Annotated in this window: 19 protein-coding genes and 1 tRNA gene; 10 read left to right on the top strand and 10 right to left on the bottom strand. The window is 37.2% G+C overall.

What is annotated here, in order from left to right; genetic code table 11:
- Positions 1-25: 25 nt before the first annotated feature.
- From DES39_RS09635 to DES39_RS09625, 3 genes are all read right to left on the bottom strand, one after another.
- A complete protein-coding gene (locus DES39_RS09635) occupies positions 26-1,399 on the bottom strand; it encodes a Do family serine endopeptidase (RefSeq protein WP_121145572.1) in 1,374 nt (457 codons plus the stop codon).
- 134 nt (positions 1,400-1,533) lie between these two features.
- A complete protein-coding gene (locus tag DES39_RS09630; RefSeq protein WP_121145571.1) occupies positions 1,534-1,944 on the bottom strand; it encodes a Z-ring associated ZapG family protein in 411 nt (136 codons plus the stop codon).
- Between the two features lie 50 nt (positions 1,945-1,994).
- On the bottom strand, positions 1,995-2,471 hold the full coding sequence (locus tag DES39_RS09625; RefSeq protein WP_121145570.1) for a DUF721 domain-containing protein: 477 nt from the start codon (positions 2,469-2,471) through the stop codon (positions 1,995-1,997).
- Between the two features lie 219 nt (positions 2,472-2,690).
- Here DES39_RS09625 and rsgA point away from each other — a divergent pair, with 219 nt between their 5' ends.
- A complete protein-coding gene (rsgA, locus tag DES39_RS09620) occupies positions 2,691-3,722 on the top strand; it encodes a small ribosomal subunit biogenesis GTPase RsgA (RefSeq protein WP_121145569.1) in 1,032 nt (343 codons plus the stop codon).
- Between the two features lie 57 nt (positions 3,723-3,779).
- Here the strand turns inward: rsgA and DES39_RS09615 are convergent, their stop codons facing one another.
- Positions 3,780-4,343 (bottom strand): HdeD family acid-resistance protein, encoded by a 564-nt coding sequence (locus DES39_RS09615; protein WP_170143386.1) that lies wholly within the window; start codon positions 4,341-4,343, stop codon positions 3,780-3,782.
- A gap of 155 nt (positions 4,344-4,498) precedes the next feature.
- Entirely contained in the window at positions 4,499-4,756 is a 258-nt protein-coding gene (locus DES39_RS09610; protein ID WP_121145567.1) for a helix-turn-helix domain-containing protein, read from the bottom strand.
- A gap of 168 nt (positions 4,757-4,924) precedes the next feature.
- Here DES39_RS09610 and DES39_RS09605 point away from each other — a divergent pair, with 168 nt between their 5' ends.
- The 5 genes from DES39_RS09605 to DES39_RS09585 all read left to right on the top strand — a co-directional run bounded on the left by DES39_RS09605 (position 4,925) and on the right by DES39_RS09585 (position 8,438).
- Positions 4,925-5,293, top strand: coding sequence for a DNA-binding protein (locus tag DES39_RS09605; RefSeq protein ID WP_121145566.1), 369 nt, complete (start codon positions 4,925-4,927; stop codon positions 5,291-5,293).
- A 120-nt stretch (positions 5,294-5,413) separates the two neighbouring features.
- On the top strand, positions 5,414-6,037 hold the full coding sequence (gene proQ, locus DES39_RS09600; protein WP_170143385.1) for an RNA chaperone ProQ: 624 nt from the start codon (positions 5,414-5,416) through the stop codon (positions 6,035-6,037).
- Positions 6,038-6,061: 24 nt separating this feature from the next.
- Positions 6,062-8,167, top strand: coding sequence for a carboxy terminal-processing peptidase (gene prc / locus DES39_RS09595; protein WP_211324685.1), 2,106 nt, complete (start codon positions 6,062-6,064; stop codon positions 8,165-8,167).
- A gap of 11 nt (positions 8,168-8,178) precedes the next feature.
- The gene (gene cydH / locus DES39_RS09590) at positions 8,179-8,268 is read left to right on the top strand and encodes a cytochrome bd-I oxidase subunit CydH (protein WP_170143384.1); all 90 of its coding nucleotides are present in this window, start codon (positions 8,179-8,181) and stop codon (positions 8,266-8,268) included.
- Between the two features lie 82 nt (positions 8,269-8,350).
- Positions 8,351-8,438 (top strand) — tRNA-Ser (locus DES39_RS09585).
- A 169-nt stretch (positions 8,439-8,607) separates the two neighbouring features.
- Here the strand turns inward: DES39_RS09585 and chaA are convergent.
- Positions 8,608-9,699, bottom strand: a complete 1,092-nt coding sequence (gene chaA, locus DES39_RS09580; protein ID WP_121145563.1) for a sodium-potassium/proton antiporter ChaA — start codon at positions 9,697-9,699, stop codon at positions 8,608-8,610.
- Between the two features lie 208 nt (positions 9,700-9,907).
- Here chaA and lpcA point away from each other — a divergent pair, with 208 nt between their 5' ends.
- Positions 9,908-10,492 carry a D-sedoheptulose 7-phosphate isomerase gene (lpcA, locus tag DES39_RS09575; RefSeq protein ID WP_121145562.1) on the top strand — a complete coding sequence of 195 codons (585 nt, stop codon included), beginning with the start codon at positions 9,908-9,910 and terminating at the stop codon, positions 10,490-10,492.
- Positions 10,493-10,522: 30 nt separating this feature from the next.
- On the top strand, positions 10,523-11,290 hold the full coding sequence (locus tag DES39_RS09570; protein WP_121145561.1) for a class II glutamine amidotransferase: 768 nt from the start codon (positions 10,523-10,525) through the stop codon (positions 11,288-11,290).
- Positions 11,291-11,406: 116 nt separating this feature from the next.
- Here the strand turns inward: DES39_RS09570 and DES39_RS09565 are convergent, their stop codons facing one another.
- From DES39_RS09565 to pncB, 4 genes are all read right to left on the bottom strand, one after another.
- The gene (locus tag DES39_RS09565) at positions 11,407-11,865 is read right to left on the bottom strand and encodes a methylglyoxal synthase (RefSeq protein WP_121145757.1); all 459 of its coding nucleotides are present in this window, start codon (positions 11,863-11,865) and stop codon (positions 11,407-11,409) included.
- A 152-nt stretch (positions 11,866-12,017) separates the two neighbouring features.
- Positions 12,018-13,124, bottom strand: a complete 1,107-nt coding sequence (locus tag DES39_RS09560; RefSeq protein ID WP_121145560.1) for a porin — start codon at positions 13,122-13,124, stop codon at positions 12,018-12,020.
- A gap of 263 nt (positions 13,125-13,387) precedes the next feature.
- Complete coding sequence (gene asnS / locus DES39_RS09555; RefSeq protein ID WP_121145559.1) at positions 13,388-14,791, bottom strand: asparagine--tRNA ligase; 1,404 nt, start codon at positions 14,789-14,791, stop codon at positions 13,388-13,390.
- Positions 14,792-14,817: 26 nt separating this feature from the next.
- Positions 14,818-16,017, bottom strand: a complete 1,200-nt coding sequence (gene pncB / locus DES39_RS09550; protein ID WP_121145558.1) for a nicotinate phosphoribosyltransferase — start codon at positions 16,015-16,017, stop codon at positions 14,818-14,820.
- A 136-nt stretch (positions 16,018-16,153) separates the two neighbouring features.
- On the opposite strand from pncB, the gene pepN reads away from it, so the two are divergent.
- Both pepN and DES39_RS09535 read left to right on the top strand, forming a co-directional pair.
- Positions 16,154-18,775: an aminopeptidase N gene (pepN, locus tag DES39_RS09545; protein ID WP_121145557.1), complete on the top strand. Its 2,622-nt coding sequence runs from the start codon at positions 16,154-16,156 to the stop codon at positions 18,773-18,775.
- A 185-nt stretch (positions 18,776-18,960) separates the two neighbouring features.
- A complete protein-coding gene (locus DES39_RS09535) occupies positions 18,961-19,302 on the top strand; it encodes a rhodanese-like domain-containing protein (protein WP_211324684.1) in 342 nt (113 codons plus the stop codon).
- Positions 19,303-19,346 lie beyond the last annotated feature (44 nt).

The raw sequence follows: 19,346 nt of genomic DNA, 5'->3' as shown, positions 1-19,346 counted from the left end.
GCTCCTTGTATTTATAAAACAGTAATTATTGTAGTATTAAGTAAATATGGCTATTACCACGGATGATATTTAATGCAATAACGGAAGGTTTGCTATCAATAACTTTGCGTAATTCAGCAACATTATTGATATTTTGTTTGTTGATCCCCGTGATTAAGTCACCTTCTTGTAAACCTAAGCGCGCTGCGGCTGAGTTAGCGACAATCTTGTCAACTAATACACCTTTAGATTCCGCGTTGACTAAATTTGCGCCATTTAGGCTTGGGTGTAATATTTTCGCTTCTGTCACAGACTCTTCGCTAGCTTTCAATTTGACATTGGCTGTAGTTTGTTTTCCATCACGAATTAAACCCAGTTTGACTTCACGTCCTGCGCCGGCTGTTGCAATTTTAGCTCTTAACTCTGCAAAACTTTCTATTGGTTTATTATTCATCGAAATAATCACATCACCGGCTTTAATGCCGGCATCTTTTGCGGCTGAATCATCGAGTACTTCGCTAACAAATGCCCCTTTTTGGATATTGAGATCAAAGGCTTTCGCAATATCTGAGGTGAGTTCGTTACCTTTAATACCGAGTACGCCGCGTTTGACTTGACCAAATTCGGTGAGCTGATCGGTTAAACTTTTTACCATATTACTTGGAATGGCAAAGCCAATACCGATGTTTCCACCACCTGGGGCAATAATGGCGGTATTGATACCGACTAATTCGCCATTCAAGTTGACTAAAGCACCACCAGAGTTCCCGCGATTAATGGAAGCGTCAGTCTGAATAAAATTCTCAAACCCATTCATAGTTAAGCCACTGCGCCCCAAAGCGGAAATGATTCCCGATGTGACTGTTTGCCCAATACCAAATGGATTGCCAATTGCGATCGCATAATCTCCCACTCGTAATTTATCTGAATCTGCAAGAGGAATGGCCGTGAGGTTTTTGGCATTTTCAATTTGTAATAATGCAATATCAGTTTGTGGATCTTTACCAATCAACTTTGCGTTTAATTCTCGCCCATCATTGAGCTGTATTGTAATTTTATTGGCATTATCAATAACGTGATTATTCGTCACAACATAGCCTTTATTGGAATCGATAATAACGCCAGATCCTTGTCCTGTAAATGTTCGCGATTGATTTTCAGGATAGCCAAAAAAGCGTCTAAACTCTTCTGGTATATTATTTTTGACTTCAGCCGTTCCTTCAACACTGATACTCACAACCGAAGGTAAGACCTGTTCTAACATGGGAGCAAGACTAGGTAACTGTTGTACCTTCTCCTCCGGTGTGGGATTAAAAAATGGGAGTTTTAGGTCGGCTTGTGCAACTGTACCAATGCTTAGTCCGATTGTTAATGCTAAGAGCGTTAAACATTGTTTAGGAGAGTTAAATTTTGACTTCATTTTGCGCGTTCTCACTTTTTATTTCCTTCAAAAAATACACATATATTGCAATGCTATTATGTAACATTGGGGCTGTTTGGTATTTTTCAAATTATTTTAGCTAGTGCGAATACTAGCTAAAATAATAATTGAATTTAGAGCTTGGTTTCATCTGTTTTTAGTAAACCAGATGGATTACCAGAGTAGTCTTTTGGTGGGGTGTGGTTTTCTGTTGAACTGTTTTCTTCAGTTGCCGTGTTGATGTCTAGTGGAATATTTAACGCGTTAAGATCGTTTGGCGAAATAAGACTATTTGAGTTTTCTGCCATATGTTGATAAAGACGGCGAAATTCCTTGGCCATATTGTCTAAAATTTCAGCGCTATGCGAAAAGTGTTTTACGATCATCTGTTTTTGTGCTGCAAGCTCTTGCTTTGTTTCATCAAGTTCGCGTTTTGCTTGATTATATTTTCGTGATTTAGGGCTAAGAACTGTGGATAGAATAATCCCAACGATGGTACCTAAAATCAAGCCAATAATAAGATACGTTACCATTTCTGAATCCATATAACCTCCTTTGCATAAACAATTTTAATGATTATTTTGCCTTATACGCCTTACTTTGACTTTTTATTGTCCATTTTTGTGACGTGATTGGCAAGCTTAATCAGGTTATTTTTTAATTTAGGTGGGCAACTGTCAGCTAAAATGAGTAAATGTTTCGCACTCTCAGGTGAGATAACTCTACTTGGTATAGAGTTGCTACCGCTATTTAATAGTAATTTATTGGCATTAAGCTCGGGGTTTATTTTAAATTGAATCGATGAGAGCCCGCTTAGACCATTTTGGCGTAACAGTGAGCGTAGTTTTTCTTGCTCATAGCGTAAACGTGTTAGCCAACTTGCTGATGAAACCTCAATAATTAAAACACCTTGTCGATAATTTGCTATTCGACACTGTTTATAAAGAGCATGGGGTATATGCTGGGCAAGTAGATGATTTAGGCGTGACAATGCAACACTTCTCTCTTGAATGGTCAAAAAAGTGGAGCCATTAAATAGGTTATTGACTGCTTGAGGTACACTTTTACGCATTGTTATTAGGGCTATCTGATTAATAATTGCTATTATTAATGTACTATAAATTTCAGGCGAAGTCTTACTTTCAATATCTTATTTGTATATTATTGTGGCTTTATCTTAAAGAAGAAAGGATCACACTTAACGTGTGAGTAGTAAAAAGCGAGAGAATCCGTTGCTGATTTAAGGTATAATATTAGCATACATATAGCATAAATTGTTTATCGAGGATATGTGGTTAAAAATCGATTATCGAAGGTTCAACAGCGACGCGTTGAAGAAAAACATAGTAAGCGGCTTAACCAAGCTGAAGAATCGTCCGATTTGGACAACTTTCTCTCGCCTCAAGATGGTGTTGTCATAAGCCGCTTTGGTAAAATTGCTAAAGTTGAAAGCCAACAAGGTGACGTGTTTCGCTGTAATATTCGACGGACTCTGGTTTCAATAGTGACCGGTGATAGGGTTATTTGGCGTCCAAATAGTGACCCACAGATCAATGGTGTGATAGAAGCTGTTTATCCGCGGACATCAGAGCTTGTTAGGCCTGATTTTTATGATGGTATTAAAGCTGTCGCCGCTAATATTGATCAAATTATGATTATTTCAGCGGTATTGCCTGAGTTGTCTCTTAATATTATTGATCGTTATTTAGTCGCTTGCGAAGTGACTGAGATTGAACCTATTATCGTCTTGAATAAAATCGACTTGCTAGATACTGTTCAATATCAAGAAACAGTCGGTATATTAGATTATTATGAGCAGTTAGGGTATCGGATTTTGTTGTTGTCATGTAAAAATGAACAGGGATTAGATGAATTTAAACATACTCTACAGGCCAAAACGTCGATACTCGTTGGCCAATCAGGGGTTGGTAAATCGAGTATTATCCATCAACTATTACCGCAACTATCGGATCAGGTGATTGTTGGTGATATCTCTGAGGTTTCCGGACTCGGTCAACACACAACAACATCAACCTGTTTATATCACCTACCTAGCGGCGGTGACATTATTGATTCACCGGGTATTCGTGAATTTGGTCTTTGGCATTTAGAACCTGGACAAGTTATGCAGGGATTTCCTGAATTTTATGATTTCCTCTCTGATTGCCAATTCCGCGATTGTAATCACTTAACAGATCGTAATTGTGGTTTACAAAAAGCAGCAGAACAAAATAAAATTGCAAAATGGCGTCTTGATAGTTATCACCGCATTTTGCAAACTATGCGAGAAGTGAAAGCAAAAACCAATAAAACCTTTAAATAATAAAGATAAAAAAAAACCGTTGATATAACGGTTTTTTTTTATTAGCTAGATTGGTGATTAGTTTTTGACTGTTTTTAATGCTAAGCCAATGGCAAGATAAGCCCAGCCTTGAAAAATTAAATCAATGCCCAAAAACATCCCCAATACCCATAAACTATTTGATGGCCAACCAGCAAGAATCATAACGCCTAACATTAACGTAATAATACCCGAAAATAACCACCAGCCCCATTTAGGGAATCCTTTATTATTTAAGGTATTAATTATTTGAGTAACGCCACTGACAATTAGCAAGAAAGATAATATTAGTGTTAATGCTGTCGATGCTGCAATCGGCTGGGTAAAAGACACAATTCCCGCTATCATATAGAGCACTCCCATCACCGCCCATAATGCGCTTTGACCAAATTCTTTGGTTCTAAAGGAGTGAACAGCTTGAGCAATACCGGCAAGTAGTAATAAAGCGCCAATAAAGTAGATTGAAAAAACTGTAGCAAAAAATTCATACGATAAGGCTAGTAGGCCTAATATAATGAATATAGCGCCAATGGTTACAAACCACCCCCAATGCTTTTTTAGTTGTTGGGGAAGATTATTTAAGTCAGGTGTTAAAGTATTCATTGTCATACCTCGCTCAAGTTATTGAATATAACAATATACTACGCCAAAAGAAGCGATAATGGTATGGCTTTTTGGTTTGTATGTGCGTTATTTCACTTGGTAAAATGTATCTTAAGTGGCTTAACGCACAGTTAGTCTTGTTTGTGAATAACGCTTTATTTTTTTCGTAAGTTTCTTATTATGGGTTTATTATTGATACGGTTGATGTAACGGCTAGGCCATATTTGCTCAGGTTTTAGGCCGAGTGCATGAGCAATGATCCGCTCCCCTTTTGTCCAGGGCCTTACTAAGGCATTACTTAATGTCGAAGAACTAAGGCCTGATTGACGAGATAATCCTGATAGTGTTAAACCTTGTTTCTTTAATGCGGCGATAATATCTGCTGCATGCCAGTCTATAGATGAATTCCCCATTATTTTTTTCCTTATTTTCTAACTTATGATATGCTCTTTGTGTAGTTACTAAACTTAGTAAGTACATAGATTAAGTAAAGTGAGTAAAATAAATACGTTATCTTTTTATTGTAACATATTTTCTTAATTTTTAATATATTTTCTTTATTTTCTTAATGTGGGTGAAAAATGGCAAAAATATGGTATTCATCAAAAGAATTAACAGAGATAGACGGATTGCCATCAACAATTCAAGGCATTAATCGCAAAGCACGGGTAGAAGGTTGGAAAAGTCGAAAACGTAGTGGTGTACAAGGTAAAGCAATTGAATATCATTTTGATAGTTTACCTGATTTTGTTAAATCACACTTGATCCATGCTCAGGAGTTTCCTGCGGCTTATACCATCACGCCAGTTGAACCACTGCAACTTTGGACATCAGCATTTTTAAGATTAAAAAGTGATGAACAAGAGGCTGTGATGGTTTGGTTAATGAGAAATGGCGTCAAAGAATTAGTCAGTTTTGTTAAAGAACAAGCTGACACTGAGAATGAATAATTTATTGAAAAACATTTTCTTGATTAATATTTATTTGCTAAAGGCTTAAGCTAGGATATACTTTAAGCCATGGTTTCGAGTTATATTAAATACTAGTTGTTATTTGTAATGGAATTATCAATGGATAAGCAGCCAGAATTAAAAAGTAGTAAAGAAGTTATCGTATATCTTTCTAATCGTTTTCCTCAGTGTTTTAGTATTGAGGGTGAGGCTAAGCCACTCAAAGTTGGCATTTTTCAAGATTTAGCTGAGCGCTTAGCGGATGATGAGCAATTAAGTAAAACAAAGTTGCGTTCAGTATTACGTTCGTATACGGCTAGTTGGCGGTATCTGTATTGCCTTAAAACTGGTGCAAATCGAGTTGATTTAGATGGTCAGCCTTGCGAAGTCATTACGCCAGAGCAAGCCGAGCATGCCCAAGCCCAGTTAAAAGAAAGTAAAGAAAAAGCAAAAGCGAATCGTAAAACTGTTGAGAAAGATAAGCCCTCTCGTGTGAATATGCCTAAATTAAAACATGAACGTGAGCGAGTGAATACTTCACCCAAAGCTGTAATAAAAAAGAATTCCAGTAAAATTTCACAGCCTGTAGATATCACGGCTTTGCAAACCGGTTGTGCGGTTAAAGTTATGCTTGGTAGCAAAGCGGTCTTAGCGGTTATTTCGAGTATTGATAAAGAACGCATTAAAGTCAAAGTGTCATCTGGTATGGAATTGTCAGTAACATCAGACCACATTGTACTTTAGTGATTCGATAAAATGAGATTTTGAATGAAGAATATCATGCGCTGTTTATCTGATAAATCCCGATTATTCGGGATAATTTTTGTCGCCATATTATTAATAAATAACTTTGCGCAAGCTAAAGATTACAACATTAATGAGCTACCGACATTAGAGCCAGAGTCAACCCATAGTGTTGTTGCACGTCGTGTGACTAATTATTTTACGCAATCTCATTTTCGTGATTTTAATTTAGATGGTGTTTTTTCATCTAAAATTTTTGATCGTTATTTCAAATTGTTAGATAGCAGTAAAGCGACTTTTATTCAGAGTGATATTGATTCATTTCGTGTAAAACAGACGCAAATTGGCCAAAATCTTCGTAATGGCGATCTAAGTACTGCTTTTGATATCTATAATTTGTCATTAAAGAAACGCTTTGCACGTTATCAATATGCGCTTTCGCTTTTAGCTCAACCGATGGATTTTACCGTTGATGAGTCAATTGATTTTAAGCGAGAAGACATGGCTTGGCCAACTTCAGAAGAGGAACTCAATGAGTTCTGGCGTAAGAAAGTCAAATATGATGAACTCAGTTTAGCTTTAAGTGGTAAGAATGAGGATGAAATTCGAACAATCTTATCAAAACGATATAATCGTATATTACGAACGTTAATCCAAACTAAACCTGAGGATGCATTTCAAGTATTTATGAATGCGTTTGCCAGAGAAATTGACCCCCATACCAGCTATTTAGCCCCTCGCATTAAACGTGATTTTGATTCAGAGATGAGCTTATCTTTTGAAGGTATTGGTGCCACTTTAACTCAAGATGATGATTATACTCGGATTGTGTCTTTTGTAACCGGTGGCCCAGCTGAACGAAGTAAGCAATTAGCGGTTGGTGATCGTATTATTGGTGTTGGTCAGAAAGGTAAACCAGTCGAAGATGTGATCGGTTGGCGATTGGATGATATTGTTGAGAAAATTCGAGGTCCTAAAGGTAGCATAGTTCAGTTAGAAATATTACCTGCAGGTAATAATAGTCAGCCAAAAGTGATTGAACTTGCTCGGGATAAAATTCATTTTGAAGACCGAGAAGCAAAATTGTCAATTATCAGTACATCACGTGGTGATGTTGGTGTGATTGATATTCCAAGTTTTTACATTGGATTAACAGCAAAAGTTGCTCAGTTACTTGCTGAGGCCAATCAAAAAAACTTGAAAGGTATTGTTATCGACTTACGTAATAACGGTGGCGGATCATTAGCTGAAGTTATCTCATTGACCGGGCTATTTATTGAAAAGGGTCCCGTTGTTCAGGTAAAAGATAACATGCAAAAATTGGCAGTTTATGACGATAAAGATTCTAATATTGAATATCAGGGGCCAATTTTGGTAATGATCAATCGTCACAGTGCATCAGCTTCAGAGATTTTTTCAGCTGCATTACAAGACTATGGCCGCGCTATTATTGTTGGTGAAAACTCATATGGTAAAGGTACGGTGCAAACGTCGAGAAATATTGCTTATCCAATTGATGCCATGATTCATCCTGATTGGCCAGAATTAGGTGGCGTGCAATATACTATTCAAAAATTTTACCGTATTAATGGTGGGAGTACTCAGCTTAAAGGTGTTAAACCTGATTTGGAAATGAGCACACTACAATATGTTGATGAAACCGGTGAGCGCTTTTTAGATAATGCTTTACCTTGGGATAGCGTTGTTGCGGCTAAATATCCAATATTTTTCGATGTTAATTCAGTCTTACCTCAGTTGATTAAATCACATTTAGCTAGAGCTAAACTTTCCCCTGAATTTAATTATATCGAAGAAAATATTGTTGATTATAATGCGAAAAAAGATCATTTATATGTCGTTTCGTTAAATAAAGCGGTACGAGAAGCCGAACAAAAACAAAATGATAGTAAAACACTGCTAAGAATGAATGAACGTTTAAAACGGGCTAATTTAGCTGAAATTAAAACGTTAGATGAGATGCCAAAAGATTTCAAAATGCCTGATGCTTATTTGGATGAAGCGGTAGAAATATTATTAGATTTCTCTCAATATTATATACCAGCTAAATCATCTCTATCTCCGTCAGATACTGATATGTTATACATTTTACAAGATGTTGAAATAAAATAGGAGTTATGATCATGTCTACTAATTTAAAATTATCTTTAACAGTTGTCGTTGCTGTGCTTGTTATGCTAACTATTTTTGGTAGTGTTGTTGTTAGCCACTAAGCTAATTGTAATATTTTAAGCATCCTAAATAATGGCTTGACCTATTTGTTTATCACCATTATAGTATGCGCCTTAAAGATTAGGTGAGGTGTCCGAGTGGCTGAAGGAGCACGCCTGGAAAGTGTGTATACGGCAACGTATCAAGGGTTCGAATCCCTTCCTCACCGCCATTGATCAAATTGTTTTTGATGGGTTAAGCCTACAGCTTTAATTCATGATCACAATGAAGTAATTTCTTAATCATTCCCGCACATCAAATAACCTTATTTTGTCTTAGCGTCTTGATTGGGTTTGAAATAAAAAAAAAGCGCATTAAGCGCTTTTTTATCTCCAATTATTTTACGATAGTAAAACCATCACATAAGCGATAAAAACAACAAGATGAGCGGTGCCATTTAATTGATTAGTTTTACCCGTTAAAAATGATACCACTGATAATAACATAGTTGTTGCCAAAATAACCACGTTTGGCATTGAAAGGCCAAATTCAAGATGTTGATCTGTTAGGTAAGCAATTAAACAAACGGTTGGCACGGTTAATGAGATAGTTGCAATCACAGATCCAAAAAAGATGTTCATTGCGCGTTGTACATGATTATTGATTACGGCTTTTAATGCCCCTAATCCTTCGGGTGATAAAATCAGTAGAGCAACTAAAAATCCTGTAAATGCGGGTGGGGCATTGAGTGAATTGAGCAGCTTATCAAGTGGCTCTGCATTCATTTTTGTTACTGCAATTACTGAGACAAGATGAATAATTAACCAAACAGCATGCCACCAATTACTATGAGATGAAGGTTTGCCGTGATGCCCTGTATCATCGCTCTCTTCATCTTCATATTCATAGATGAAGAGCGATTGATGGGTTTTAGTTTGAATTATCAAAAATACAGCGTAGGTTGCTGCTGATAATATTGCAACAATCCCCATTTGTAGTGGTGAGAATGTATTATTTGGTAGTGTTATTGGTAGTACGAGAACAATAAAAGCTAGTGGAATAATGGAAATCAAATATTGCTTTATACCGGCTAGATTAACATGTTGAGTTTCAAACTTCCTGCCACCAATGAGTAAAGCAATACCGACTAATCCGCCAATAACAATCATAATAACCGAGAATAATGTATCGCGCACTAAAGTAGGTTCTGCATCCCCAGTTGTCATTAATGCTGAAATAAGGCTGACTTCTAAAATCACCACCGATAAGCTTAAGATAAGCGATCCAAAAGGTTCACCAAGTCGATGAGCTAACACATCTGCGTGACGCACAACGCTAAAGGCACTATACAAAATAGCTGCTAATGATAAAAGATTAATAATAATGATGACTGATAAGTTACCATTATTTTGTAAAAGATATAAAATAGGTAAAGTGATGAGGGCTAATATCAGCGCATACTCTTTATGTCTTGACTTAAATTTATGTGTCATATATAGGTGCTCATTTTGTAAGTTAAATATTGAATTTTATTATACCACTCAATTTTTTGGCAATATAATATTGACGCCGTATATACTAATAGCATAAATACTTTACAGCTACTAAATACCTGTAATTATATTGTAATTTTTTACGTTTGAACTAATATATAATTCACAATGGTTTTTTTATTTCTTTATCAGTTAATGAGGCTTTATTATGTATTTAGATAGTATTCGTCAAGAGTTGCAACAATCAGCAGATGTATTAGCCAATTTTATCAATGATGATAAAAATATACAGGCAATTGAAGCTGCAGCATTATTAATTGCAAATTCATTTAAACACGGTGGTAAAGTATTATCATGTGGTAATGGCGGGTCTCATTGTGATGCAATGCATTTTGCAGAGGAATTAACCGGACGTTATCGTGATAATCGTCCATCTTATCCAGCGATTGCCATTTCTGATGTTAGCCATATATCATGTGTCGGAAATGATTTTGGTTATGATGCCATTTTTTCTCGCTATGTCGAGGGAGTGGGGCAAAAGGGTGATGTGTTGCTAGGTATCTCTACATCGGGTAATTCTGCTAATGTGATTAAAGCTATAAATACCGCGAAAGCGAAAGGGATGAAAGTGATTGCGCTAACAGGAAAAGATGGTGGTAAAATTGGCGGTTCACCTGATGTTGAAATTCGCGTGCCACACTTTGGTTATGCTGATCGTGTACAAGAAATTCATATTAAAGTGATCCATATTTTGATCCTGTTAATTGAACAAGAAATGGCTAAAACAATTTAATTTTACTCTCGCAATCAGAGCGTAGGCGATATGTGTGAACTATTAGGCATGAGTGCAAATATTCCAACCGATATTTGCTTTAGTTTTAGGGGACTGGCGAAACGTGGCGGTGCTACTGGGCCACATGTGGATGGTTGGGGTATGGCTTTTTATGAAGGAAAAGGTTGCCGTACGTTTAAAGATCCTAAGCCTTGCAGTTTTTCACCGATCGCTAGCATGTTGGAAGACTATCCAATTAAGTCACAACTGGTCATTGCCCATATTCGGCAAGCGAATCGTGGTAAAATTGCATTAGAAAATACTCACCCGTTTACGCGACAATTATGGGGTAGAAACTGGACATTTGCACATAATGGTCAGCTCAGTGACTATAAAAAATTGGATCTGGGTAATTTTGAGCCAATAGGGCAAACGGATAGTGAATATGCATTTTGCTATATTTTAAATAAACTGCAACAGCGATATCCTAATAAACCTAAGAATTGGCCAACTATTTTCCGTTTCGTTAAGTCCTGCGCAGATGAATTAAGAATGCGCGGCATTGTTAACTTATTATTTTCTGATGGGCGTTATCTGTTTGTTTATTGTTCGACACATCTTCATTGGATAACACGTCAATCACCATTTGGTAAAGCAAAATTAATTGATGAAGATATGGAGATTGATTTTGCGCAGCACACCACGCCGAATGATATAGTGACTGTCGTTGCAACTAATCCCTTAACATCGAATGAAAATTGGCAAAAAATGCAATCAGGTACTGCATCTTTATTTAAATCTGGTGAGCAAATATTTTAAAGATAAGAATCATATTGAACCGATATTCTACTGAGATATTACATAAAATCCCAAATTAATCATCGTTCTTTAATAAAGATTATTTTGATCTTTATTGATGATCTTAATAGGATCATCTATTTTACTCTATCAGCTAGGTACTGTTGGTAATCGGGAATATCAATCAGTACTTCGTTAGTGAATAAAGAGGATTGAACTAAGGCATTTGCTGTGGCTGGATTGGTTGCAACAGGAATATTCCACACGGTTGCAAGGCGTAGTAAGGCTTTGACATCTGGGTCATGAGGAACGGCATTAAGAGGATCCCAAAAAAAGATCAATATATCAATTTTGCCTTCAGCAATTAATGCGCCAATTTGCTGATCGCCGCCCATTGGACCGCTTAGCATGGCTTGAACGTTGAGGCCTGTTTCATTTTTAATTAGTGTCCCAGTTGTTCCCGTACCACAAAGATCATGATTTGCAAGGTGTGTTTTATTGGTTTTACACCAGTTTAATAACGAATCTTTTAAATGATCATGAGCAACTAGTGCAATATTTTTTCGTGCTTTGAGTAGGCGTGTTGTCAATTTCATATCCATAATCTCCGTTTTATCGATATCGACTATTTTAAGTCAGTTTAATCTTAAATTTATCGATGTTGTAAAACTCAATTCATCATTTTTTTGATAAAGAAAAAGGCACCGAAGTGCCTTTTACAATTTTGATTAAACCAGTAACGATTTAATTAGAATTGGTAGATTAAACCTAAAGCAACGGTGTCTTTAGTATTACCGTTTTTACCTTGAGCACCGATATCATCGCTGTCAAGTAAGTTGATTTTGTAGTCAACGATTGCAGTTAAGTTTTTGTTAAAGTCATATTGCATACCAACTTCAACATATTTAGCAAGGTATTTGCTTGAACCGCTAATCGCATCAGCAGCATCTTTACTTTGGTGTTGAACATAAGCTAAAGATGGAGTTAAACGACCTACTTCAAAGTCGATACCGTACTGTGCAACTAGTTCAAAACCTTTAACTTTAACTTTATCTTTAGTCGCTAACGCTTGACTAATAACTTGAGAACCCATAGCAGTTTTTTGTTGTCCTTCAATATAAAGACCTGCTAAGTATAAGTTATATGCATCATATTTAAGACCTGTTGACCAAGCTTTATTATCATCGCTACCTGAAGTTTGTGTATAACCAGCACCAACAGATAGACCAGTATCTAGGATAGCGTATTGTGCGTTGAAACCGTAAGCTTCTTTACCGCCATTTAAGCCTTTTTCATCGCTACCAGTCGTTTCAACTGAGTTAATATCTTTGTTATCACCGTACTGAACAGCGAAGTCTAAGCCATCAACTAAACCGTAGAAACCGTTGTTACGGTAAGTTGCTACAGCACTAGTACGTGCAGATAATAGGTATAAAGAGTTGTTAGATGCATCACCACCAAATTCAGGTAATACGTCAGTGTAAGCAGTTAATGCTTTTAACACACCGTCGTTACGACCGTAGTCGAAAGAACCGTATTGACCAAAGTTTAAACCTGCAAATGCATAACGAGTTTCGTTGCTTGCATCAGAACCTGTTGCAGTTTCCCACTCAAAACGACCATAACCAGATAACCAGTCAGTCACTTGAGTTTCACCAGTGAAACCGATACGTGCAGTAGTTTTGTCGCCGTTACCGTCAACAGTGTTGTCGTGTTTACCAACATAGTTTAATGCATATACACGGCCATTTACATTTAGTTTGTTACCATCTTTGTTCCAAACTTCGATAGATGCGTTTGCCGCGCCAGCAACTAAAAGAGCTGGAATAGCGATAGCTAATAGATTACGTTTCATTTTATACCCTCATTGGAGTTGTTATCAAGACACCTGCCACTGCTTTTAGGCCGCTGCCATTAAGCATTTGGTGTCGTTTGTTATTAATGACCACTCACCATAAGTAATCATAGATTTAATTCACTCATATAAACTAACTTGATTTTTTTTTTAAATCAAGTGAACTTTTAGCAAAACAAGCTGTCTAACTCTAAAATAACGCTTGTTTGCTTAAAAAATGAGCGTATTTGCACCTGTTTAATAGTCTATATATTATTCTAATATTAGAAATTTGCATTTCGTGGTGTTCTTGGGAATGGAATAACATCCCGCACATTTTGTACACCAGTAATATACACAATCAAACGTTCAAAACCTAAGCCAAATCCAGCGTGAGGCACTGTGCCATAACGACGTAAATCGCGATACCACCAGTAGTCTTCTTTATTAAGTCCCATCTCTTGCATACGTATATCAAGCATATCTAAACGTTCTTCACGCTGCGAACCACCAATAATTTCACCAATACCTGGTGCAAGTACGTCCATCGCAGCAACCGTTTTTCCATCTTCATTCATACGCATGTAAAATGCTTTAATATCTTTAGGATAGTTTTTAACGACAACTGGCGCTTTGAAATGTTTTTCAGCTAAGTAGCGTTCATGCTCAGATGCCAAATCAATGCCCCAGCTCACTGGGTTTTCGAAGGAGGCATCGCAATTTTGTAAGATAGTAATGGCATCGGTATAATCGATCTGGGCAAAATCTGAGCTGACAAAATTCTCAAGACGAGTGATGGCTTCCTTATCAACATGTTCAGCGAAAAACTGCATATCATCAAAGCGTTTTTCAAGCACGGTTTTAAAAACATATTTTAGTAAATCTTCAGAAAGTTTAGCGACATCATTAAGATCAGCAAAAGCCACTTCAGGTTCCATCATCCAAAACTCGGCCAAATGGCGAGTGGTATTTGAATTTTCAGCTCTAAATGTTGGACCGAACGTGTACACTTTAGAGAGTGCGCAGGCATAGGTTTCGGCATTGAGCTGACCAGATACGGTCAAAAAGGCTTCTTTACCAAAGAAATCTTTATCAAAATCAATATTACCCGCTTCCGTTTTAGGAAGGTTGACTAAATCAAGTGTTGAGACGCGGAACATTTCACCGGCGCCTTCAGTATCTGAAGCGGTAATAATTGGTGTTGAAATCCAGAAGAATCCGCGTTCATCGAAAAACTGATGAATTGCCTGGGCTAACGTATGACGAATACGCGTAATGGCGCCAACAATATTGGTACGTGCGCGTAAATGAGCAACTTCGCGCAAATATTCGATTGAATGACGTTTAGCCGCCATCGGGTACGTCTCTGGGTCTTCAACAAAACCAAACACTTTCAGTGCCGTTGCTTGTAGCTCAAATTGCTGACCTTGACCTGGGCTTTCGACTACTTTACCAGTAACGGCAACAGAACACCCCGTTGTTAGTTTTAATACTTCTTCTTGATAATTTGCTAAAGTATTTTCAACTACCGCTTGAATTGGATTAAAACATGATCCGTCATAAATAGCCAGAAATGAGATTCCCGCCTTTGAATCACGACGCGTTCGAATCCAACCTTGAACAGTTACGATACTGCCGACGGCAATTTTGCCTTGTAATACATCTGTAATGGGTGCAATTACGCTCATTTTTTTCGTTTCCATAAATTCGTTATTTAACTCGGTGTGACATTAAATGTTTTTTTTAACTCTTTAATAAATTCGATATCTTGTGAGATTGTTTTCCCCGGACTATCTGATAATTTTGCAACAGATTGACCATTACATTCAACGAGTTTAATGACAATATTGAGTGATTGTGTATTGGACGTTTCTGTTTTAGGGATATCACAAGCAAGGTGCCCACCTAAACCAAAAGACAGTTTAACACGATTGTAGAAATGGCGATAAATCTTAATTGCTTTATCAAAATTTAAACTATCGGAAAACACCAGTAATTTTGTTTTAGGATCGATATTTAAATTTTTATAGTGGGCAATTGCTTTTTCACCCCACTCGATTGGATCACCAGAATCATGACGGAGGCCTTGGTAACGCGTTGCAAAGTGGTAAGTAAAATCATTTAAAAAGGCATCCATCGTAATACAATCGGTGAGTGCAATACCTAAATCATGTGGGTACTCATCTAACCAGACTTGCAGCGCTTTGGACTGGCAATCAGCTAAATTTTTCACTAAGCGTTGGTGTGCTTGAAACCATTCATGGGCTTGCGTACCAACTGGTGTAAGCGCATTTTGATAAGCTAATAAATAGTTACTGGTGCTATTAAAATACGAACAGTGATCTTTTAAATAACCCACAATGGCTTTTTGTACCGCAAAAGAGTAACGACGCCTTGTACCAAAGTCTAACAGGTGAAACCCTGACATATCGAATTCATCACTGTATTGATGAAATTTGCTTAGCTTGTGCTGTAAATGTGCAATTGCTTCTTTTACCCCAATCTCAGGTGTACGATCGCGATGGACAACTTCACTAATAACAGCTAACAGTGGCACTTCCCATAAAATAACATCAAGCCATTTTCCTTCAATACGAATCGATAGCTGACCTTGCTTATTTTCGATGCTGACTAATCGACTGTCATAATGCCAATTTTTCAACCAGTTTAGATAATCAAGATGGAAATAAGGTAGTGATTGTAAATAATGAAATTCGTCATCAGTGAGACGCAATTTTTCCATTAAATGGATTTGATGCTTAATTTCATCAACATATTGGCCTAATTGTTCTTGATTGCGACAACGGAATTCCGCTGCAACAGTGACATCAGCATAATGATGGAAAACGGCTTGTTGCATATGTAATTTATACGCATCCGTATCTAACAGCGATGTTAATATTGGTGATTGCATGTAAATTGATTAATTATATTTGCATGAAAAGTCTGGTGATTATAGCAGAATAAAAATTAAGGAGTATATTATTTAATGATGATTATTGTTATTTCGTATAGTATTGTGTTAATTTTTTCAAGATAAAAGGCCTGTTATGAATTCAAATCAACCCGTTACTAAATATCGTTTAGATTACACAAAACCCGATTTTATGATTACCGATATTGATCTTGACTTTGAATTGTCGCCCGAAATCACCACGGTGACCGCAAGAAGCCAGGTCATTCAACATAATGCCACTGCGACGACGCTAGTACTTGATGGTGAAGATCTTAAACTGCTTGCAATTAATATCAATGATATTCCTTGGCAAGATTACCAGCTGACTGGTCGCGGAATTGAAATCTATCATGTGCCTAGCGAATTTACATTAACTATCGTTAATGAAATCGCACCGATCAACAATACAGCGTTAGAAGGGTTATATCTTTCTGGTGATGCGTTATGTACGCAGTGTGAGGCAGAAGGATTTCGGCACATTACTTATTACTTAGATCGACCGGATGTACTTGCTCGCTTTAGTACGCGTATTACCGCCAATAAAATCCAGTTTCCGTATTTACTTTCTAACGGTAATCGTATTGCGCAAGGTGAATTTGATGATGGTCGGCATTGGGTGCAATGGCAAGATCCGTTTCCAAAACCGTGTTATCTTTTTGCCCTAGTCGCGGGCGATTTTGATGTGCTGCGAGATCAATTTATTACTGCCTCTCAGCGTAAGGTCGCTTTAGAAATCTACGTTGATAAAGGTAATTTGGCGCGCAGTGAATGGGCAATGACCAGTTTAAAAAATGCGATGCGTTGGGACGAAACGCGTTTTGGTCTTGAATATGATCTGGATATTTTTATGATTGTGGCCGTTGATTTCTTCAATATGGGCGCGATGGAAAATAAAGGATTAAATGTATTTAATTCAAAATACGTATTAGCGAAACCCCAGACCGCAACAGATGATGATTATTTAGGAATAGAAGGGGTCATCGGGCACGAATATTTTCATAACTGGACCGGTAATCGCGTGACCTGTCGCGACTGGTTTCAACTCAGCTTAAAAGAAGGATTGACGGTTTTTCGCGATCAAGAGTTTAGTGCTGATAGGGGATCACGTGCAGTAAAACGTATTGATGATGTCAAAATTCTTCGTTCAGTTCAATTTGCTGAAGATGCCAGTCCGATGGCGCATCCTATCCGCCCAGAACAAGTTATCGAGATGAATAATTTCTATACTGTCACCGTTTATGAAAAAGGTGCGGAAGTCATTCGCATGATGCACACATTATTAGGTGAAGATAAGTTTCAGGCAGGTATGAGGCTCTATTTTGAGCGTCATGATGGCAGTGCGGCAACATGTGATGATTTTGTACAAGCGATGCAAGATGCATCGGCAATTGACTTAACCCATTTTAAATTATGGTATAGCCAATCTGGTACGCCAGAATTGACCATTACTGATCAGTATGACGCTAATCGTCAACAATATACGTTAACCGTTAAGCAACAAACGTCAGCGACAACGGATCAGCAAGAGAAAAAACCATTACATATTCCACTTGATATTGAACTTTATGCCGCCAATGGTCAAATCATCCCATTACAATATAATGGTCATAAGATTGATAATGTACTGAATCTACATCAAGCACAAGAGATGTTTGTTTTTGATTGTGTCAGTGAAAAACCCGTGATTGCATTACTACGTGATTTTTCGGCGCCAGTTAAGTTGCATTATGATTATCAAGATAGTGAACTTATTTTCTTGATGCAGCATGCCACCAATGCGTTTAACCGCTATGACGCTGCGCAGATGCTGTTAACAAAATACATTGTTAAAAATGTTAGCAATTACCAGCACAAAATCACCTTGAGTTTACCTGAGTCAGTTATTGATGCCTTTAGAGCAGTACTATTATCCAGTTCTTTGGATGCAGCCTTGATTGCGCAAATCTTGACATTACCTTCTGAAAACGAAATCGCCAATCAGTTTAAAGTCGTTAATCCAGATGCTATCCATGCGATACGTCAGTTCTTACTGACTACTTTTGCCAATGAAATGTTTGATGAATTATATGCGGTGTATATGAACAATAAAACCGCAGATTATCGTGTTGAGTATGGCGATATGGCCAAGCGTGCATTGAAAAATAGTTGCTTATATTTGCTCGCCTTTGCTGATGATAAAACTACAGTCAGTGCTTTGGTCAAACAGCAATATCAACAAGCAAATAATATGACCGATAGCTTAGCGGCGTTAAATGCCGCGGTTAAAGCACTCTTAGTTTGTAAAGATGAACTACTCAGTGATTTTGACCAGCGCTGGCATCAAGATGGTTTAGTCATGGATAAATGGTTTATGTTACAGGCAACTAGCCCACAGCATGATGCACTATCTAATGTCAGAACATTACTCAATCATCGCTCATTTACGCTTAACAACCCTAATCGTATTCGTTCACTCATTGGGGCATTTGTGAACAACAACCCGGTTGCTTTCCATGCACTAGATGGCAGTGGTTATGATTTTCTTGTTGAGGTGCTCACTGAGCTGAACCACAAGAATCCACAAGTTGCATCTCGGCTGATTGATCCCTTGATTCGCTTACAACGTTATGATGAAAAGCGGGCAAACTTAATGCATCAAGCTTTGGAAAAATTATTAAAATTGGATAACTTATCTCGTGATCTGTTTGAGAAAATTACTAAAGCATTAAATGCATAATATGAAAGTGATGCCTTACTTTCGAATATCATCATGTCATGATGGTGATGAAATAAAGTATGCTCTTGTGAAATTGTTTCTTTTGATAAAATTGTTTTACAGGGGCATTGAGTTACGTTATGTTAGGCAGCTTAAAGCGTTATTAGCATATCAACGCGAAATATTATTTAATGAGATAAACGTAAATGACAAACATAACGATAGATGAAATAACAAGTCAGCAATTGCTTGAGATGTTGAACATGCGCTCTAAGGATGTTTTTTTACTCGATGTGCGTGAACAACACGAAGTTGAGATCTGTCAATTGGCTGGTTCTGTTCATATACCGATGAATCTTATACCAATTTATTTAGATCGCATTCCTGATGATAAATCAATTGTTATTTATTGTCATCATGGCGTTCGTAGTTTAAATGTTGCACATTATTTAGTCCATAATGGCTTTGAATCTGACCATATTTATAGCTTAAAAGGCGGTATTGATGATTGGGCCTTATCGATAGACAAATCGATGAATCGATATTAATTACGCACGATTAAAATATTTAAAGCCAATTCTGGTTTTCTTAA

The sequence above is a fragment of the Orbus hercynius genome (assembly GCF_003634275.1).
GTDB classification, from domain to species: Bacteria; Pseudomonadota; Gammaproteobacteria; order Enterobacterales; family Orbaceae; genus Orbus; species Orbus hercynius.
The sequence above is the reverse complement of the archived record's forward strand: the minus strand, read 5'-3'. Positions and strand labels throughout refer to the sequence as shown.